Below are 17,759 nucleotides of genomic sequence, written 5' to 3'. Positions count from 1 at the left end.
ACCATGAGCAAAACTCTCCGCGTCGTCGCGACCACACAGCACATCCAGACCGACGATCACCGGTCGCTGTACGCGTTCATCGAGCGCACCGGCGCCAGAATCAAGAACGCCCTTCCCCTGACATCGGCCGCGTTGTCGGAGATGCCCAGGGACGGCAAGAGGCTCCCCCAGGCCGGCGGCCACATGTACACCACCGTGTTGGTCGACGTCGCGTGGAAGAATGACATGAAGGAGCTGCGCCAAACTCTCAGGCCCAATCCCCTGCAGCAGGCAGTCCCCGGCTACGACATCAACGTCGTGGATCCTGCACTGTCACGTGCCGAGAAGCTGATGCTGATCCTGGACGCGGATTCGACGCTGCTCTGTCAGGAAGCCATCGACGAGTTGGCCGCCCGGGCCGGTGTCCGCCACGAGGTCGCCGAAGTCACCGAACGAGCGATGCGGGGAGAACTGGACTTCACTGAATCCTTGAAACACCGAGTATCCACGCTGAAGGGCCAGCCGGTCTCGGTTCTCGCTGCCGTCTCGCGCTCGCTCACGCTCACGCCGGGGGCCAAACAGCTGGTCGACGCTTTTCACGCGCGAGACTTCCCGGTCTGCGTCGTCTCAGGCGGGTTCATCCAGGTTTTGGAGCCTATTGCCCGCCAGCTGGACCTCGAATTCGCCCGGGCGAACCGGCTGGAGATCGAGAGCGAGCAGCTCACGGGAAGCTGCGTAGGCACCGTCGTGGACGCGCATGTCAAACAGCATTCGCTCCAAGAATGGGCCAAGTCGTGCGGAGTGAAAACCAACAATGTGATCGCCGTGGGTGACGGAGCCAATGACCGCCTGATGCTCGACGCGGCCGGCCTCGGCGTTGCGTTCAACGCGAAAGATGCTTTGCGCCAGGGCGCCGACGCGCAGATCAATATTCATCGGCTCGACGCCGTTCGTCATTTCGTGAATCTCTAGTCGGTTCGAGCGTGGGACGGAAAGGGGCGGCCCCGGAATCGGTTCGATTCCGAGGCCGCCCAAATGCGCGGTGACGTCATGGCTCAGTCCAAGAAACCCTGCGCCCCACCGACGAGTTCTACGTGTCCGGTTTCGACGTCGGCGGTCACCATCTTGGCAACCTCCTGGGCGAATTCTTCGACCGAGTACAGTTTGCCCGCCTCATTACGTCGTTCCTCCAGGGTTCCCGGGCGCGCCCGATTGAGGAGAGTCGCGGTAACGGTTCCTTCGATCATGTCCCCGGATACGACGACCAGCTCGATGCCTTTTTCCGTGAGAGCCGGGATCTCGGCCGTCAGAGCGTCTTCGCCGGCGCGCTTCGAGCGAGCTACCGCCTCGTATTCGGGCATCGTCTGGACGTCCTTGATGAAGTGGGCCTGGTGGGAGGTCACGTAGACCACCCGCGATCCTGGCTTCATGGCCTCTGCCGCGGTCCGCAGAAGATCCAACTGGGCGTCCCGGTTCAGGCGAAGGGCGTAGTCCTCCCCTAGATCGGTTTCCATCCCGCCCGACGCGTTGAGAACAAGGACATCGAGGCCACCGAAGGATTCCACGGCCGTATTGACAAGATTCTGCACGTCAGCATGTTCAGTGATGTCCGCACCGACGGCGACGGCACGCCCGCCGGCTTCCTCGATCTGCTTCACGACTTTGTTGGCTCGGGGAGCCTTCTGCCGGTAATTGACGACGACGCCAGCTCCCTCACCGGCCAGGATCTTGGCGGTGTCCGCTCCGACCCCGCGGGAGGAACCCGTTACGATAGCGGACTTATTGTCCAACTTTCCCATGTTGTCCTTTCATCTGAGTGCAACGCAGACCGTTGCCAGTTCTCGTTCATTCCGACCACGCAGAGGGGCCGGGTGCCGGTTGTCAGTGACCCATGCCGATGCCACCATCGACCGGGATCACTGCGCCGGTGATGTAGGCGGCTTCGTCGCTCGTGATCCAACGGACCACACGCGCAACCTCTTCGGGCTGTCCAAAACGGTGAGCAGGGATCGCATCCAGATACTTCGCTTGGGTCTCTTCCGGAAGCACCGCGGTCATGTCCGTGTCGATGAACCCAGGGGCCACGACGTTGGCCGTGATGTTCCGTGAGCCAAGCTCGCGGCTGAGCGAACGGGCAATACCGACCAGCCCGGCCTTGGACGCCGAATAGTTGATCTGGCCGGGAGATCCGTAGAGTCCAACCACCGAGGAGATCAGCACGACGCGGCCGAATTTCTTGCGAAGAAAGCCCTTGGCAGCTCGCTGAACGACGCGGTAGGCACCTGTGAGGTTCGTATCGATAACGTCCGTGAAATCTTCCTCCTTCATGCGAAGCAGGAGCGTGTCGCGGGTGACACCTGCGTTGGCGACCAAGACCTCGACGGGACCGTATTCGGCCTCAATTTCCTTGAACGCCCGGTCCACGGACGCGGAATCCGTAACATCAGCCCGCACCGCGAAGAAGCCCTCCGGAGCATCACCCGACCGATAGGTGATACAGACGTTATGTCCTTGGTCACGATAGGCCTCGGCGATGCTTCGACCTATGCCCCTGTTCCCGCCCGTCACCAAGACGGTGCGAGGTTGAAGGCCTTTCTCGGAACCGCCGGTAGTGTTCTCTGCTGTCATGGTGTCCTTCCGGAGTTTGACCAGCTGAATAGCTAATGTCCGCCTAAAGTATTCAATCAGCCATCCTAGCGGAGGGGCCCGACGGGACGTCGCATGCGAAGCGCGATCGCCAGCCGGATCGCGTCAACAAAGTCTTGACCGGGGTGGAACAATAGGTAGTCGAAAGGTCTTCGCACCACAGAATTCGAGAGGAGGGACGCACTATGGCTCGACGCGGTCAACCTCATGTCCCTCAAGAAGAAGCGGAGGACCTCCACACCATCACGGAGGCCCAGGCCCCGCACAGCGAGGGCATCGATCATCGGATGAAACGGTACGCGCTTCAGATGGGCCTGCGTATTGTCTGCCTCATCATCGCTGTGATCTTCGACGGATGGATACGCTGGGTCGCCGTGGTCGGGGTCGCCGTACTCCCCTGGGTCGCCGTGGTTTTGGCCAATGGCAACGACAGAGCGGAGGTCAAGGACGTCTCCTACGTACCCGGCGCGACTCCCAGAGAGTTGATCCCGGGCAGGGACTACGACAAGGAGCGGGAGTCCCCCTCCGGGGACGAGTCGGACAAGCCACCGCGTGATCGGCCCGTAAGCGAGGAGGCCCCGATCTACGAGGACGAAGTCATCGAAGGGGAATACCGTCCCGGCCACGATTCACGGTGAAGCTGATTCCCGCGCACTTTGAGCACTCGACGACAAGGAGCCACGAGTGAACCTCGACGATCTCTTGGGTACCACACGGGAGCCCGAACGTGCACTGTGCTCACGCAAGGGTTGCTCGAAACCGGCCGCTTTCCGGGTCGAATGGAACAACCCCAAAATTCACACGCCTGATAGGCGTAAAGTATGGCTGGCGTGCCCGGAGCACCGTGACTGGCTCGCGGATTTCCTGAAGGCACGTGGCTTCTTGAAGGACGTCGTGCCATTCGAGGATGCCCAAGACTGACTAGGCCCCCATACGGGCCACCGTGAGAGAGATCCTACGTGTACAAATTCCTACTGTCCGGCAAATGGATCGGTGCGTTTGCCCTGTGCATTCTGTTCTCCCTGATCTGCGTTTACCTTGCGGGCTGGCAAATGGATCGCAAGGAAGCTCTCGACTACCGCAACAGCCGGATCAGCCAGAACTACAACGCGGAGCCAGAGTCCTTTGACGAGGCGGGAAAATACTTCTCTGACTACAGTTCTGACAAACAGTGGACCCCGATTTCCATGAACGGCACCTACCACCCTGAGGATCAGAAGCTCGTCCGCAACCGGCCTCACGACGGCAGCGTAGGTTTCGAAGTCCTCGTACCGTTCACCACAACCGACGGTCATACGGTACTTATCGACCGTGGCTGGGTCGGGGCGGGAGATTCGAATGCAGCACCGGCTTCCGCCGTCCCGCCTCCGCCCGCTGGTGAGGTGGAGGTGACGGCCCGGTTGCAGGCAGGCGAAGCAGACACGGGCAAGGACGCTCCGGAAGGCCAAATCGCCTCGATCAACCTCAAGTCATTCGGAGAACAGCTTTCCTATCCGATGGCGGAATCAGGATACGGAATCATGTCCTCGGAAGATCCAGCTCCTGCAACGTCGCCGAGTCGTCTCAGCGAACCGGAGCAGGACGCCGGCCCCAACCTTTCGTATTCGATGCAGTGGTACGCCTTCGCGATCCTGGTTTACGTGGCATATGCCTGGTGCGCACGCCAAAAGGTCAGAAACGATCGCCTCGATGCCCAGTTGGCGGCCGAACTCGAGGTCTATTACGGGACTTTCTACGACGAAGAAGGCCGATACATCGGCGACGTCGACGAGTCCATCATCCTGCGCCAAATGGAAATGATGGACGACATGCCGTCGCATATGAAGGCCATTGTCCGGCCCAAACCTCAGAAAAAGCGCAAACGTGTGACCGACGAAGAGTTGGAAGACGCCTACCTGGATGCGGCGGAGGAGCAGCGTTCCCGGAAATAGAAAGAGCGCGGAACTGTCGTTCCGCGCTCTCCTCCCTGACCTGGTTCACATCATGCGAGCGTAATCAGATCTTGATAATCCTTGTTCCAGTGATCTTCGATGCCGTCCGGAAGCATCAGAACCCGTTCCGGATCCAGAGCTTCGACCGCGCCTTCATCGTGCGAGACCATGACGATCGCGCCCTCGTAGTTCTTGAGCGCATTGAGGATTTCCTCGCGGCTAGCCGGGTCGAGGTTGTTCGTCGGCTCGTCGAGCAAGAGAACATTCGCACTCGAGGCGACCAGGGTAGCCAACGCCAACCTCGTTTTTTCGCCGCCGGACAATACGCTGGCAGGCTTGTTGACGTCGTCGCCTTGGAAAAGGAATGAACCCAGAATAGTCCTGACCTGGGTGTCCTGAAGATCCGGAGCGGCGGAGCGCATATTCTCCAGAACTGAACGATCGCCCTCGAGGGTGTCGTGCTCCTGAGCAAAATATCCAAGCTTCAGCCCGTGCCCCGGCTCGACCTGGCCCGAATCCGACTCGGTCACGCCAGCCAGCATACGCAGCAGGGTCGTCTTGCCCGCGCCGTTGAGTCCCAGCACCACCACGCGCGAACCGCGGTCGATCGCCAGATCCACGTCGGTGAAGATCTCCAGCGAACCGTAGGATTTCGAAAGCCCGCTCGCTCGCAGAGGGGTCTTGCCGCACGGTGCCGGTGCTGGGAACCGAATGGCCGCGACCTTGTCATGGGCTTGCTCGGGCTCGACTTCACGCATGAGGCGCTCGGCGCGCTTGATCATCTGCTGTGCCGCTACGGCCTTGGTGGCCTTGGCACGCATCTTGTTGGCCTGCTCCATCAAGGAATTGGCTTTCTTCTCAGCGTTGGCCCGCTCACGCTTACGACGGTGTTCATCCTGCTCGCGCTGCTGCAGGTAGTGTTTCCAGTCCATGTTGTAGACATCGACAACGCATCGCATGGCGTCGAGGTAGAGAACCTTGTTGACCACGAGCTCCATGAGTTCGACGTCGTGGCTGATGACGAGTAGACCACCTTGATAGCTGCGGAGGAATTCGCGGAGCCACTCAACCGAATCCGCATCCAAGTGGTTGGTCGGCTCGTCCAGCAGCATCGTGTCAGCGTCCGAGAACAGAATCCTGGCAAGCTCGACGCGGCGTCGTTGACCACCGGAGAGCGTACGGAGGGGCTGGGCCAAAAGCCGGTCCGGCAAGTTGAGGTTGTGCGTGATGGTGGCAGCTTCCGACTCGGCAGCATAACCCCCACCGGAGATGAACTCGGCTTCCAAGCGGTCATAGGACCTCATGCCCTTGGCCTGCACGGCGGCGTCCTCCGAAGCCATCTGCTCTTGTGCCTGACGCATCCGCCCGACGACGCCGGCGAGACCGCGGGCCGAGAAGATTCGGTCCTGGGCGGTCTGATCCATGTCCTCGACCTTGGGGTCCTGAGGGAGGTATCCAATACTGCCGGTCCGTGACACTTCCCCGCTCGCGGGCAGTTCCTGGCCTGCCAAAACCTTGGTCATGGTGGTCTTGCCTGCACCATTGCGCCCTACCAGGCCGATTTTGTCGCCTTTGTTCACACGGAAATTCACCTCGTCCATGAGCAGACGGGCGCCGGCGCGCAGTTCGAGGTTGGAAACGGTAATCAATGGAGTGCAAGAGCCTTTCAACTATTCGGCGGAGCGTGAGACCGGGGCATTGGTTCCCGACGTGCCTGGTGCTCAATCACGCATCCTTTCCATCCTACGGGACAGGGTTGTCTGAGCGGACACTTGGTCACCGTGAGACTGGGAACTCTCTTTTCCGGCCCGGACAAGTTAACCCCGCGTTGTCATCCGCTTTACGGCGAGGCAGGTTCCGAGTCATCGAATACACCTACGTTAAAACTATGGCATGTGTCACGTCAGCCTCATCGATCTATCGCATCCAGGAGAAAACTTGGCTCCTCAAGGCCGTAAACTACTGACCCTTCTCGACTTCACCTCCGGTCGCTCGCACCGTACTTGCGTTTACAAGTGCGGTAACGCATGCGCCAAACCGGTGTCGAATACCTCTAACAACGAATATTTCCGCGACGTCGTACGCCAGCAGTTCGACCGTCGGTCCTTGCTGAAGGGCATCGGCGCTGCCGCGATGACGGCTGGTGGCGCCGGTCTGCTCGCGGCTTGCGGTCAGGACCCAGCCTCCGGGGCCGCCGGTGGTGGCCCGGCCGAGAGCTCGGCCGGGGCGGGAGCGAAAACGCCGGAAGGCTTGCGTTTTGAGATGGTTGCCCCCAATACAGAGGACGCTCTCATTGTCCCGGAAGGATATGTGAGCGACGTGGTCATCAGATGGGGCGACCCGGTGGTCCCCGGGGCGCCCCCATGGGATCTGAACCATCAGTCCCCGGAGTCCGCAGCCCAACAATTCGGATTCAACTGCGATTTCGCCGAACTTATTCCGATTGAAGGTCAGGAGCGTCGCTTTTTGCTGGTGAGCAATCACGAGTACACCACACCCCAGCAAATGTTCCCCGCGTATGACCCCGAGGCGCCCACCCGAGAGCAGGTTCGAACGGAATGGGAATCGCATGGTCTGAGCATTGTCGAGGTGGAGGGCAACGACCGGGACGGCAGGCTCAAGCCCGTCATGGGCAAGTACAACCGGCGTATCACCGGGACGACAGAGTTCCGTTTGGTCGGCCCCGCCGCGGGATCGGACTTGCTCAAGACTTCGATGGATCCGACAGGTACGAGGGTCCGAGGCACTCTCAACAATTGCTCCGGCAGCGTCACACCGTGGGGAACCGTCCTCTCGGGAGAGGAAAACGTCGACCAGTACTTTGCTGGCGGCGGAGACGTCGAAGACGAGAGCACCAAAGAACGTTACAAGCGTTACGGGATGGAAGATTCTCAATCGGCTCGCCGTTGGGAAGATTTCGACGACCGATTCGACATCCGAAAAGAGCCGAACGAACCACACCGTTTCAACTACATCATCGAGGTCGACCCCTGGGACCCCACGTCCACACCGATCAAACACACCGCACTAGGACGCTTCAAACACGAGGCGGCTACGATCCACGTGAGTGAGGACGGGACGATCGTGGCTTATTCGGGCGACGACTCCCGCTTCGAATACATCTACAAATTCGTTTCATCACGCGTTATCGTCCCGGGGAATTCTGATCATGCCCGTCAGGAAAACATGCGTGCTCTGGACGAGGGAACTCTGTACGCTGCCCGGTTCAATGGAAACTCCGCGGACTTCGTCGAAGGTGAGCTGCCGGAAGACGGCGATTACGACGGGGGCGGCCAATGGCTCAAATTGGCGACCTGCACCGCCGACGGGGAAGTCGAATCGCATGTGGACGGTATGGAGGGCGAAGATGTACTCGTCTTCACTCGCCTCGCAGCCGACCAGGCCGGAGCCACCAAGATGGATCGTCCGGAGGACATCCAGCCCAGTCCCAAAACAGGCAAGGTCTACGCGGCCTTGACCAACAATTCCTACCGTGGCGCCAATCGCCCCGGCAAGGACGACGCTCCCACTGCCGAGTACGCTCCCGTCAAGGAAAACAAGAACGGCATGATCCTGGAGATGGACGATAACCACAAGGGCGAGCAGTTCTCTTGGAAGCTGTTGCTGGTGTGCGGCGACCCGAAGGATGCCGAAACCTATTTCGGAGGGTTCGACAAATCCAGCGTCTCGCCCATCTCCTGTCCTGACAATGTCGCCTTTGATCCGCACGGCAACTTGTGGATCTCGACAGACGGAAACGCGCTCAAATCCAATGATGGCTTGTTCGCGGTGTCCCTCGAGGGGGAAACCCGGGGGCTGACCAAGCAGTTCCTCACGGTCCCCGAAGGAGCCGAGACCTGCGGACCGGTCATCCAGGACAAGCGTGTTCTGGTCAATGTGCAGCATCCGGGTGAAGACGAAGAAGCCACCGTCGAGTCGACAACGTCGCACTGGCCAGACGGTGGGACGTCCGTCGCGCGCCCATCAACGGCGATCGTGTGGAAGAAGGACTACGGTCGCATCGGAACCTGAGGCCGGTGGCCCGGCCCGCAAGGGGATACACGAGGTGGAACGTCTGCGCAAGCATGAGCCGGCGGGTCGCGAGGTAGCTCCACCTCGACAGAGCCGTCGACTCGCGGTCCTCGCGATGCGCATCAGGGCCGGTGCCTGCCTGGAATCAAGCTGGCACCGGCCCTGATCTTCGCCGGAAACGAATCCCCTAGATATTGAATCCGAGGGCGCGCATCTGGTCGCGACCTTCTTCGGTGATGCGTTCGGGTCCCCACGGCGGCATCCAAACCCAGTTCACATGCCATTCGTCGACCAAGGGCTCCAAGTTCTGGGCCACTTGCTCCTCGATGACGTCCTGAAGCGGGCAGGCCGCAGTGGTCAGGGTCATGTCCATGATCAGACCGCCTTGGTCGTCCCAACGCGTTCCGTACAGCAGCCCGAGGTCCACGATATTGACGCCAAGCTCGGGATCGATAACGTTCGCGAGAGCGTCCTCGATTTCCTGTTCAGTGGGTTGCCCTTCCGGTGCTTCGGTTGCGGCTTCACTCATGCTTTTGCTCCCTGAAGGTAGCCGATGTAGCCCTCTTCCTCCAGTCGTTCGGCCAGCTCTGGGCCGCCCTGGTCGGCGACGTGACCGTCGACGAACACATGGACGAAGTCGGGCTTGATGTAGCGCAAAATGCGGGTGTAGTGGGTAATGAGCACGACACCGAGATCGTTGGCCTCGTGGGCGCGGTTGACGCCCTCGGAGACGACCTGCAGCGCGTCAATGTCCAGGCCTGAGTCGGTCTCATCGAGGATCCCGAATTTGGGCTGGAGAAGTTCGAGCTGAAGGATCTCATGGCGCTTCTTCTCGCCGCCGGAGAAACCTTCGTTGACGTTACGCGACACGAAGTCCGGATCGATCTTGAGCTGGTTCATTGCGCCCTTGACGTCCTTGGTCCAGGTGCGCAGCGCCGGGGCCTCCCCGGAGACCGCGGTCTTCGCGGAGCGCAAGAAGTTGGACATCGTCACGCCGGGGATCTCGACCGGGTACTGCATGGCCAGGAACAGGCCAGCGCGAGCTCGCTCGTCCACGGACATCTGGGTGACGTCCTCGCCATCGAGCAAGATCTCGCCAGAATCGACCTTGTACTTGGGGTGCCCTGCAATTGTCGACGCCAAGGTCGACTTGCCCGAGCCGTTGGGCCCCATGATCGCGTGGATCTCGCCCGACTTGATCGTCAGGTTGACGCCTTTGAGAATCGGCTTTGTGTTTTCGTCATCGAGGATGACGGATACGTGCAGATCCTTGATCTCAAGAGTGGACATTGTTCTCCTCTGAAGGTTGTGAAGTTCTTCCGTAGCCAAACGGCATTAGTTGTTGCTGATCGCCAGCTCGTCCTCGAGGGCATCCATCAGGGAATCCTCGAGCTCGGATACGCGGATCTGCTGAATGATTTCGTAGAGGAAGCCACGCACGACCAGACGGCGGGCCTGCTTCTCCGGAATACCGCGAGCCATGAGGTACCAGAGGTGCTCGTCGTCAAGTTGACCGGTCGTCGAGGCGTGACCTGCACCCTCGATGATGCCGGTTTCGATTTCGAGGTTGGGAACCGAGTCCGCGCGGGCACCGTCGGTCAGCACGAGGTTCTGATTTTTCTCGTAGCTGTCCGTTCCTTCTGCGGACTTCTGAATGAGCACGTCACCGACCCACACGGTATGCGCCTTCTCTCCCTGCAACGCGCCCTTGTACAGGACGTTGGAGGTATTGCGTGGAGCGTTGTGATCCACGAACGAGCGATGCTCGAGGTGCTGACCCGAGTCGGCGAAGTACAAACCGAAGAGCTGCGCGTTCGCGCCTTCGTCTGCAAAGCGCACATTCGAGTTCAGTCGAACGACGTCACCGCCCAACGTCACGTTGATGTGCTTGTAGTGAGCGTCTTTGCCGACCTCGGCATCATGTTGCCCGACATGCAAAGTGTCGTTGTTCCAGCGCTGCAGCGAGATGACGGTCAGCGTGGCACCCTGGCCAACGATGACCTCGACGTTCCCGTTGTGCACGGCCGAACCCGTGTGTTCGATCACGACTGTGCTGTGCGAGTTCGCCCCGGCCTCTACCACCAGGTGGTTGTTCGAACGCGCCGATGCGGACTGTCCCTCGATGCGAACCGTTACCGGCTCTCGCCGCTCCTCGTTGTCTGGAACGCGAACGTGCAAGGCTTCAGGAGCGTTGGCGGAACCGACGACCGCCGCGCGGTCCGAGGGCTGCAGTACGGTGTCTCGCGGTCCCTCTCCTTGAGCCAGTTTCCCGGCGAGCCACGATTTCGGCCCGTCGAACGAAACCTTCGCTGCCGGAGCTCCGTCGACCTCTTCGCTGGCCGCATCCTCGAACAGGCGCGCGATCTTCTTGATCGGGGTGAAGCGCCATTCTTCCTCACGCCCGTTGGGCAACGAGAAATCCGCGACGTCGAAGCTCCACGGGCGCTCCGCCCGGGAATGCATGACCTGGGATCCCGTATCTCCCGCGTTAGCGGACTTCCGGGCCCGGATGGTGTCATCCGTTGCGAGGTCCGGGGAAAGCTTTTCGCCTTCCTGGTCCATTCCCGGAATGGCCGGACGTGCTTCGCCGACATGAACGCCGTCGACATTCTCGGGAACCTCGGTCTGCTCCTGTTTGATCTGATCAGTCATGTTTTAGCCTACGGATCCTTCCATCTGGAGTTCGATAAGACGGTTCAACTCGAGCGCGTACTCCATCGGCAGTTCGCGGGCAATCGGCTCGACGAAGCCACGAACGATCATGGCCATCGCCTCGTCTTCGGGCAGACCGCGCTGTTGCAGGTAGAACAGCTGTTCCTCGGACACACGCGAAACCGTCGCCTCGTGTCCCAACGTCACCTCGTCCTCGCGGATATCGATGTAGGGATACGTGTCCGATCGCGAAATCGTGTCGACGAGCAGAGCGTCACAGACCACGTTGTTCTTCGAGTGCTTGGCACCCTCTCTGACCTGGACGAGCCCTCGGTACGCGGCACGTCCGCCGCCGCGAGCCACCGACTTGGAGACGATGGAGCTGGAGGTGTTCGGGGCGATGTGAACCATCTTCGAACCGGTGTCCTGATGCTGTCCTTCGCCCGCGAAGGCAATGGACAGCGTCTCGCCCTTGGCGTGCTCTCCGACCATGTAAACGGCCGGGTATTTCTGTGTGACCTTGGAGCCGATGTTGCCATCGATCCATTCCATGGTCGCGCCCTCGTGAGCAATGGCGCGCTTGGTCACCAGGTTGTAGACGTTATTCGACCAGTTCTGAATGGTCGTGTAGCGAACGCGAGCGTTCTTCTTGCACACGATCTCAACAACCGCCGAGTGCAACGAATCCGACTTGTAAATCGGAGCCGTGCAACCCTCGATGTAGTGAACGTAAGAGTCCTCATCGGCAATGATCAGGGTGCGCTCGAACTGACCCATGTTCTCCGTATTGATACGGAAATAGGCCTGCAACGGGATCTCAACGTGGACTCCCGGCGGAACGTAGACGAATGAACCGCCCGACCATACGGCCGTGTTGAGGGCGGCGAACTTATTGTCGCCCACGGGAATGACAGTACCGAAATACTCCTCGAAGAACTCGGGGTGTTCCTTGAGCGCGGTGTCCGTGTCCATGAAGATCACGCCTTGGCGTTCAAGGTCTTCACGGATCTGGTGGTAGACGACCTCGGACTCGTACTGAGCAGCGACACCGGCAACCAAGCGATTCCGCTCGGCTTCAGGGATGCCCAGCTTCTCGTACGTGTTGCGGATGTCTTCCGGCAAGTCCTCCCAGGACTCAGCCTGGCGCTCCGTCGAACGGACGAAGTATTTGATGTTGTCGAAGTCGATACCGGTGAGGTCTGCACCCCACGTCGGCATGGGCTTGCGATCGAAGAACTTCAGGGCCTTGAGCCTGAGGTTCAGCATCCATTCCGGTTCGCTCTTCTTGTTCGAGATGTCGCGAACGACGTCCTCGTTCAGACCGCGTTTGGCAGATTGGCCGGCGTCGTCGGAGTCATACCAACCGTATTGGTACGTTCCGATGCCTTCGAGTTCCGGGTTCCTCTCCAGAACGTCGGAAATGACATTTCCGTCGGCATTGCGCTCAACTTGTTCAGTCATTGAGACCTTTCCTTACTGAGTGTCGCTTCCCCGAGAGGCAGCGGTGGCTTGATGTGTCCCGCGAGCCAACGGGATGTGTGTGGTGCAGACGTGGGCTCCCCCGGCCATGGTGGAAAGTCTTCGGACATCGACCCCCAGAAGGGAGGCGATGACGCGAGTCTCTTCATCACAGAACTCGGGAAATTCTTGGGCAAGATCACGCACGGGGCAATGACCTTGGCACAACTGGATGCTGGACAGCAGATGCTCAGGCAGTTCGACCGTCTTGGCCGCTTTCCCCATGGCCATCACGGAGGTGCTGGCCACGAATCCATCACGGGTCATGGCATCACCGAGAGCCTTGGCACGGTCGGAGATATCCGGACCGGCGGCATCGACGATGGGGCGGTAACGCCGTTCCATCTCCTTGAACCGCTGGTGCGCGAAGTGCTCCAGGGCTTCATGCCCCAAAGCTCCGCGGATCGTTTTCAGCGAATCGATCGCGATATCAAGGTAGTCGTTGCCGAGCCGGGCATGCCCCTGCGGGGCAATGACATAACGGCGGGCGGGCCTGCCCGCGCCGCCACCTTGCTTGCGAACCATGGTTATTTCGATGAGTTGGTCTTTTTCGAGTGCTTCGAGATGACGCCGGATCGCGGCAGGTGTAAGACCGAGGTTCCGGCCAAGGTCTGCCGCGGACACGGGACCGTGTGCCAGCACTCCTTGGAGGACCCGATCCCGGGTCCTTTCCTCAGTCTCGGCACCTCCCTGCGGGGAGGCGCCCTGGGCTTGGGCTTTTTCCTTCACGAAATACACAACTAAATTATGTCCTAATTTATTCCGGTCCTTCTAGTAAGGGCGGCCTTGCCGCAAGCCAGTAGCGGCCTGCATCACAATGCACCCGGGTGGCCGAGCCACATCGTAGACTGTGAAAGTGCCACATTTAGAAGACCACCGACGGCGATCCCCCTCCTCGGTGACCGATTCCGCCCTTCTGATCGACGATCTGCGCAAGGAATTCCCTGCACCTCGTAGTGCCCGCGTCCAGCCGTCCTCGAACTCTGTGAGTCCGACCACATTTCGGGCCGTCGATGGGATCAGTCTACGTGCGGCCCATGGCAAAGTCACGGCACTTCTGGGAGCCAACGGCGCGGGCAAGTCGACTACTCTCGCCTGCGCACAGGGGCTCCAGAAAGCCACCGCAGGGACGGTCCGCCTTCTGGGCGAAGACCCTTGGTCCGCGGGTCCGGCGCTCAGGGCGCGGGTCGGCATTATGCTTCAGGACGGTGGGCTCCCCCAGGCTATCCGGCCCATTCCGCTTCTTCGGCACGTCGCATCGATGTACAGGCGTCCTGCGGATCTGGATTCCTTGGTATCGCGGCTGGGAATCGACTCGTTCAACCGAACCAATATCCGCCGTCTGTCCGGTGGGCAGAAGCAACGTGTCGCATTGGCTGCGGCCCTGGTGGGAAAACCCGAGGTCCTCTTCCTTGACGAGCCTTCCGCGGGCTTGGATCCTCAATCCCGTCGCGTCGTCTTCGATCTCATCCGGGAAGTCAAGGACGCCGGGACCTGCATCGTACTGACCACCCACCTCATGGACGATGCCCAGCGCCTCGCTGACTACGTGTACATCGTCGATGAAGGCCGCAACGTGATCGAGGGGCAAGTCGAGGAGCTGCTCTACAACGGTCAGGACCATCAGACTCTGCGGTTCTCGATCTCGCGTACCGGTCTTGAACTGTGCGATCTATTTCCCGGCCCCCTCTCGGAAGGTCTCACGGTCAAGGAAGAACATGCGGGTTCGTACGAAGTCTCCGGCGCAATTCGCCCCCAGCACCTGTCACACCTCGCAGATAGATGGGCAGCGGACGAGGAGCTGCCCACGAGCCTCGAACTGAAGCCCCGCAGTCTAGAAGACCTGTTCCTCGACATATCCGGGAGGACCCTCCGATGAGCCAAGATGCCACCATGGCGGACTCGCAGAGCACCGCATGGAATGCCCCAGAATCCTCACCACGCGAGCCTGCATCGGCCTGGATGCGGATCCTAGCGCAGGGGCGGTACGAGACCATCTCGATGCTCAAGAACGGCGAACAGCTCATGCTCCTGATTCTGTTCCCCCTCATGGCCCTCTTCGGACTGGCGTTCACCGGTTTTCTGGATACCTGGGCCGAGTATTTCGGCGGCTCCCGGGTCGATGTCGCGATGCCCGGCGTACTCGCGTTGTGTGCGATGTCGACGGCGCTCTCCGGTCAGGGGATCGCCACTGGATTCGACCGACGCTATGGGGTGCTCCGATTCCTCTCGACGACGCCGCTCGGTCGTGGCGGACTCATCGCGGGAAAAGGAGTTGCCGTTCTTTCGGTCGTGGCCATTCAGTACGTTGTGATGGGCGTGGTCGGCCTCGTTCTCGGATGGAACCCCAGCATTCCCGGCTTCCTTTTGTCTCTTCCTACCCTGGTTGTAGGTGCCGCCGCTTTCACGGCCCTAGGCCTTCTGGTAGCCGGCGTGGTCCGTGCCGAGGCGACCCTCGCCGTGGTCAACACAGTCTGGGTCGTTTTGGCCACCGTGGGAGGTTCTCTGATCCCGGCCCATCAATTCCCGGGCGCCGCTTCATGGCTCATCGAGTTGCTTCCTTCTGGCGCATTGGGCGCCGCGCTTCGCTCTGACATGCTCACCCATCACATTGCTTGGTGGCCGCACTTGGTTCTGATGGTGTGGATTCTCGTCGCGGGACTCGCCGCGAAACGGTGGTTCAAGTGGTCATGACCACTCTCGCCGCGTTCGCATCCGGCGGGGCGGAAAGCGAATAATGAGAAGGGCATTGCACATCCGAAATCATCGCCAGCTATTTGAGGTTCAACCATGACCACGAGATCCCTCCCGACCCGAGGTTCTTTCATTGACCGTTTCATTCCCCTGAATGTCAACGTCTGGGTACGTCTTCTGGGAATTGCATCGATATTGGTGAACTTCCTGCTCGTGCTGACGGGTGGCCTGGTGCGCCTGACCGGATCTGGCTTGGGATGCCCCACGTGGCCTCGTTGCACGTCGGAGACCTGGACGAACGTCCCCGCCATGGGGATCCATGGATTCATCGAATTCGGGAACAGGACCCTCACCGGCGCGGTCGGCATCGTGGCCCTGTTGACTTTCATTTCCGTGTGGCGACTGCGTGGGCGCTACACGGACCTGTTCTACATCGCCCTGGCCCTCGGCCTCGGAGTCATTGTGCAGGCGGTTGTCGGCGGGGTCTCCGTTTGGCTGCGACTCAATCCTTGGATGGTCGGTGTGCACTTCATGCTCTCAGGTGTCATGGTCGCCATGGCCGCAATCTTCTACGCCCGCGTCCGTCGGTATTCGATGCGCCACGTGATCGAGACCGAACGTTTGAGCGACCGCCCGGGTCCGGACAATCTGCAGAGGTTCCTTGGCCTTGTGGTCGCTCTCGTCACCACCATCGCCGTCTATATGGGAACCTTGGTCACCGGTACCGGCCCCCACTCCGGCGACACCGACAGTGCCCGTCACGCGTTCAATCCGGAGATGGTCACCCGATTCCACACCATTCCGGTCTGGATACTATTGGTGCTCATCCTCGCTATCCTATTTCTTGCGAAGCGCAAGAATTGGGCCCCTGCCGTCTCCAAGAGCGCTTGGACCATCGTGATCGTCATGCTTTTCCAGGGCGCGATCGGTTACACACAGTACTTCACGGGCTCACCAGGGGTATTGGTGTGGTTCCACCTGATCGGTGCCGGGCTGTTGATCTGGTCCGTTACCTGCTTGTTCGAGCGCATGGTTGTGCTCGGGACTCCGACGCTCAGGGACCTCGCGGAAAGCCGCGTGGAGATCGCTGAGGCCAACGGCATCGTCTAGGAGCCGAGCAATATTCCACCGCAGGGCCCGCGTGCGCCTCAGGTCTTCCTGGAGCGCATGCGGGCCCTACCTTAACATCGTGGGTGTCGAGCGGACCCTGCTGACCTCGTTGCGCAGGGCCTTGGTCCCTGACGAAGAAGCCGCACCGCTTGGTACGCAAGCGATGCGGCTTTTTGGGTCCAGCTGAGGCGCTGATTCCTCGCGCAATGGGTTAGAGGACTGGGCCTCCGACGAACGGGTCAATGGCCAGTGCGACGAAAACCAACGTCAAATACGTGATGGAGGCATGGAATACCACCATTGCCGTGCGTGATGTAGCCTCTTCGGCAAGCGCTTGCTGGTGCAACTGGTGACACTTCCAGATGAACCAGGCACCGGAAACCAACGCGGTGAGACCGTACACCCAGCCGGCACCGCCGACCGGGATCAGCATCAACGAGCAGATCACGGTGGCCCATGCGTACAGGACGACTTGAACCGAAACGGCCTTTGCCGAGGCAATCGCGCCCAACATAGGAATTCCGGCCCGCTGGTAGTCCTCAGCGTATTTCATGGACAAGGGCCAGTAATGCGGCGGTGTCCACAGGAAGATGATGACGAACAGCACGAGGGACGAGAAGCTGAGCTTGTTCTCGACGGCTGCCCACGCGATGAAGACCGGCATGCACCCGGCGATGCCGCCCCACACGATGTTCTGAGCGGTGCGACGCTTCAGAATCATTGAGTAGAAGACGACGTAAAGCAGGATCGCCGCGAGGCCGAGCGCACCAGCCAAGGGGTTGACCAGCAGCGTCAAGTAAACAACGGAAACTATCGAGAGCCCCCACGCGAAGGTCAACCCTTGACGGTCGGTGATCTCTCCGGTGACCAGGGGCCGCCGTTCCGTGCGTTTCATGAGGCGGTCGGCCTCTCGGTCAATGTAACAGTTGAAGGCGCCGGCACCTCCGGCCGCCATCGCCCCACCGATCATCGTGTTGAGGATGAGCCACAGGTTGGGCAAACCACCCGCTGCGAAGATCATGGTCGGGGCCGTGGTCACCAGGAGAAGTTCGATGACTTGCGGTTTGGTCAACAGGAAGAAACCTTTGAGCTTTCGCCCAAGGCCTATTTTGCCGCTGCCGGACGGACCGTGATCGAGCGGACTGGCGCTGGACCTCCCCGGAAGCGACGCAACGCGGGAATCAGAGCCCGGCGCGG

Annotated in this window: 17 protein-coding genes; 8 read left to right on the top strand and 9 right to left on the bottom strand. The window is 60.4% G+C overall.

Features of this window, described 5'->3' with window-relative positions; genetic code table 11:
• The first annotated feature begins 3 nt into the window (after positions 1-3).
• Positions 4-951: a phosphoserine phosphatase SerB gene (gene serB / locus EWV35_RS04525; protein WP_165168337.1), complete on the top strand. Its 948-nt coding sequence runs from the start codon at positions 4-6 to the stop codon at positions 949-951.
• 83 nt (positions 952-1,034) lie between these two features.
• Here the strand turns inward: serB and EWV35_RS04520 are convergent, their stop codons facing one another.
• Both EWV35_RS04520 and fabG read right to left on the bottom strand, forming a co-directional pair.
• On the bottom strand, positions 1,035-1,778 hold the full coding sequence (locus EWV35_RS04520; protein WP_129658568.1) for an SDR family oxidoreductase: 744 nt from the start codon (positions 1,776-1,778) through the stop codon (positions 1,035-1,037).
• Positions 1,779-1,860: 82 nt separating this feature from the next.
• Positions 1,861-2,607, bottom strand: coding sequence for a beta-ketoacyl-ACP reductase (fabG, locus tag EWV35_RS04515; RefSeq protein ID WP_129658566.1), 747 nt, complete (start codon positions 2,605-2,607; stop codon positions 1,861-1,863).
• A 203-nt stretch (positions 2,608-2,810) separates the two neighbouring features.
• On the opposite strand from fabG, the gene EWV35_RS04510 reads away from it, so the two are divergent.
• From EWV35_RS04510 to EWV35_RS04500, 3 genes are read left to right on the top strand one after another with little or no spacing between them, the layout of a single operon-like run.
• A complete protein-coding gene (locus EWV35_RS04510) occupies positions 2,811-3,263 on the top strand; it encodes a DUF3099 domain-containing protein (protein ID WP_129658564.1) in 453 nt (150 codons plus the stop codon).
• 46 nt (positions 3,264-3,309) lie between these two features.
• A complete protein-coding gene (locus EWV35_RS04505; protein WP_129658562.1) occupies positions 3,310-3,546 on the top strand; it encodes a hypothetical protein in 237 nt (78 codons plus the stop codon).
• A gap of 38 nt (positions 3,547-3,584) precedes the next feature.
• Positions 3,585-4,556, top strand: a complete 972-nt coding sequence (locus tag EWV35_RS04500; RefSeq protein ID WP_238654149.1) for an SURF1 family cytochrome oxidase biogenesis protein — start codon at positions 3,585-3,587, stop codon at positions 4,554-4,556.
• 50 nt (positions 4,557-4,606) lie between these two features.
• Here the strand turns inward: EWV35_RS04500 and EWV35_RS04495 are convergent, their stop codons facing one another.
• On the bottom strand, positions 4,607-6,205 hold the full coding sequence (locus EWV35_RS04495; protein WP_129658560.1) for an ABC-F family ATP-binding cassette domain-containing protein: 1,599 nt from the start codon (positions 6,203-6,205) through the stop codon (positions 4,607-4,609).
• Between the two features lie 289 nt (positions 6,206-6,494).
• Here EWV35_RS04495 and EWV35_RS04490 point away from each other — a divergent pair, with 289 nt between their 5' ends.
• Positions 6,495-8,588, top strand: a complete 2,094-nt coding sequence (locus EWV35_RS04490; protein WP_129658558.1) for a PhoX family protein — start codon at positions 6,495-6,497, stop codon at positions 8,586-8,588.
• A gap of 187 nt (positions 8,589-8,775) precedes the next feature.
• Here the strand turns inward: EWV35_RS04490 and EWV35_RS04485 are convergent, their stop codons facing one another.
• From EWV35_RS04485 to EWV35_RS04465, 5 genes are all read right to left on the bottom strand, one after another.
• Positions 8,776-9,117, bottom strand: a complete 342-nt coding sequence (locus EWV35_RS04485; protein WP_129658556.1) for a metal-sulfur cluster assembly factor — start codon at positions 9,115-9,117, stop codon at positions 8,776-8,778.
• Positions 9,114-9,878 carry a Fe-S cluster assembly ATPase SufC gene (gene sufC, locus EWV35_RS04480; RefSeq protein ID WP_129359685.1) on the bottom strand — a complete coding sequence of 255 codons (765 nt, stop codon included), beginning with the start codon at positions 9,876-9,878 and terminating at the stop codon, positions 9,114-9,116. Before sufC ends, EWV35_RS04485 begins: the two co-directional genes overlap by 4 nt.
• A 45-nt stretch (positions 9,879-9,923) precedes the next feature.
• Positions 9,924-11,150, bottom strand: a complete 1,227-nt coding sequence (sufD, locus tag EWV35_RS04475; protein ID WP_129659532.1) for a Fe-S cluster assembly protein SufD — start codon at positions 11,148-11,150, stop codon at positions 9,924-9,926.
• A gap of 93 nt (positions 11,151-11,243) precedes the next feature.
• Positions 11,244-12,701 (bottom strand): Fe-S cluster assembly protein SufB, encoded by a 1,458-nt coding sequence (gene sufB, locus EWV35_RS04470; RefSeq protein ID WP_129359686.1) that lies wholly within the window; start codon positions 12,699-12,701, stop codon positions 11,244-11,246.
• A gap of 12 nt (positions 12,702-12,713) precedes the next feature.
• Positions 12,714-13,496 carry a helix-turn-helix transcriptional regulator gene (locus EWV35_RS04465; protein WP_129658554.1) on the bottom strand — a complete coding sequence of 261 codons (783 nt, stop codon included), beginning with the start codon at positions 13,494-13,496 and terminating at the stop codon, positions 12,714-12,716.
• A gap of 190 nt (positions 13,497-13,686) precedes the next feature.
• Here EWV35_RS04465 and EWV35_RS04460 point away from each other — a divergent pair, with 190 nt between their 5' ends.
• From EWV35_RS04460 to EWV35_RS04450, 3 genes are all read left to right on the top strand, one after another.
• The gene (locus tag EWV35_RS04460; protein WP_394342440.1) at positions 13,687-14,637 is read left to right on the top strand and encodes an ABC transporter ATP-binding protein; all 951 of its coding nucleotides are present in this window, start codon (positions 13,687-13,689) and stop codon (positions 14,635-14,637) included.
• Positions 14,638-14,651: 14 nt separating this feature from the next.
• Positions 14,652-15,452, top strand: a complete 801-nt coding sequence (locus EWV35_RS04455) for an ABC transporter permease (protein ID WP_129659529.1) — start codon at positions 14,652-14,654, stop codon at positions 15,450-15,452.
• Between the two features lie 96 nt (positions 15,453-15,548).
• A complete protein-coding gene (locus EWV35_RS04450) occupies positions 15,549-16,562 on the top strand; it encodes a COX15/CtaA family protein (protein WP_129658552.1) in 1,014 nt (337 codons plus the stop codon).
• A gap of 211 nt (positions 16,563-16,773) precedes the next feature.
• On the opposite strand, the gene EWV35_RS04445 is transcribed toward EWV35_RS04450, so the two are convergent.
• Positions 16,774-17,670 carry a heme o synthase gene (locus EWV35_RS04445; protein WP_129659524.1) on the bottom strand — a complete coding sequence of 299 codons (897 nt, stop codon included), beginning with the start codon at positions 17,668-17,670 and terminating at the stop codon, positions 16,774-16,776.
• Positions 17,671-17,759 lie beyond the last annotated feature (89 nt).

It is taken from the genome of Rothia uropygialis, assembly GCF_004137765.1.
Lineage (GTDB): Bacteria > Actinomycetota > Actinomycetes > Actinomycetales > Micrococcaceae > Rothia.
Note: the sequence above shows the minus strand (reverse complement) of the source record. Positions and strands in the feature narration are given on the sequence as shown.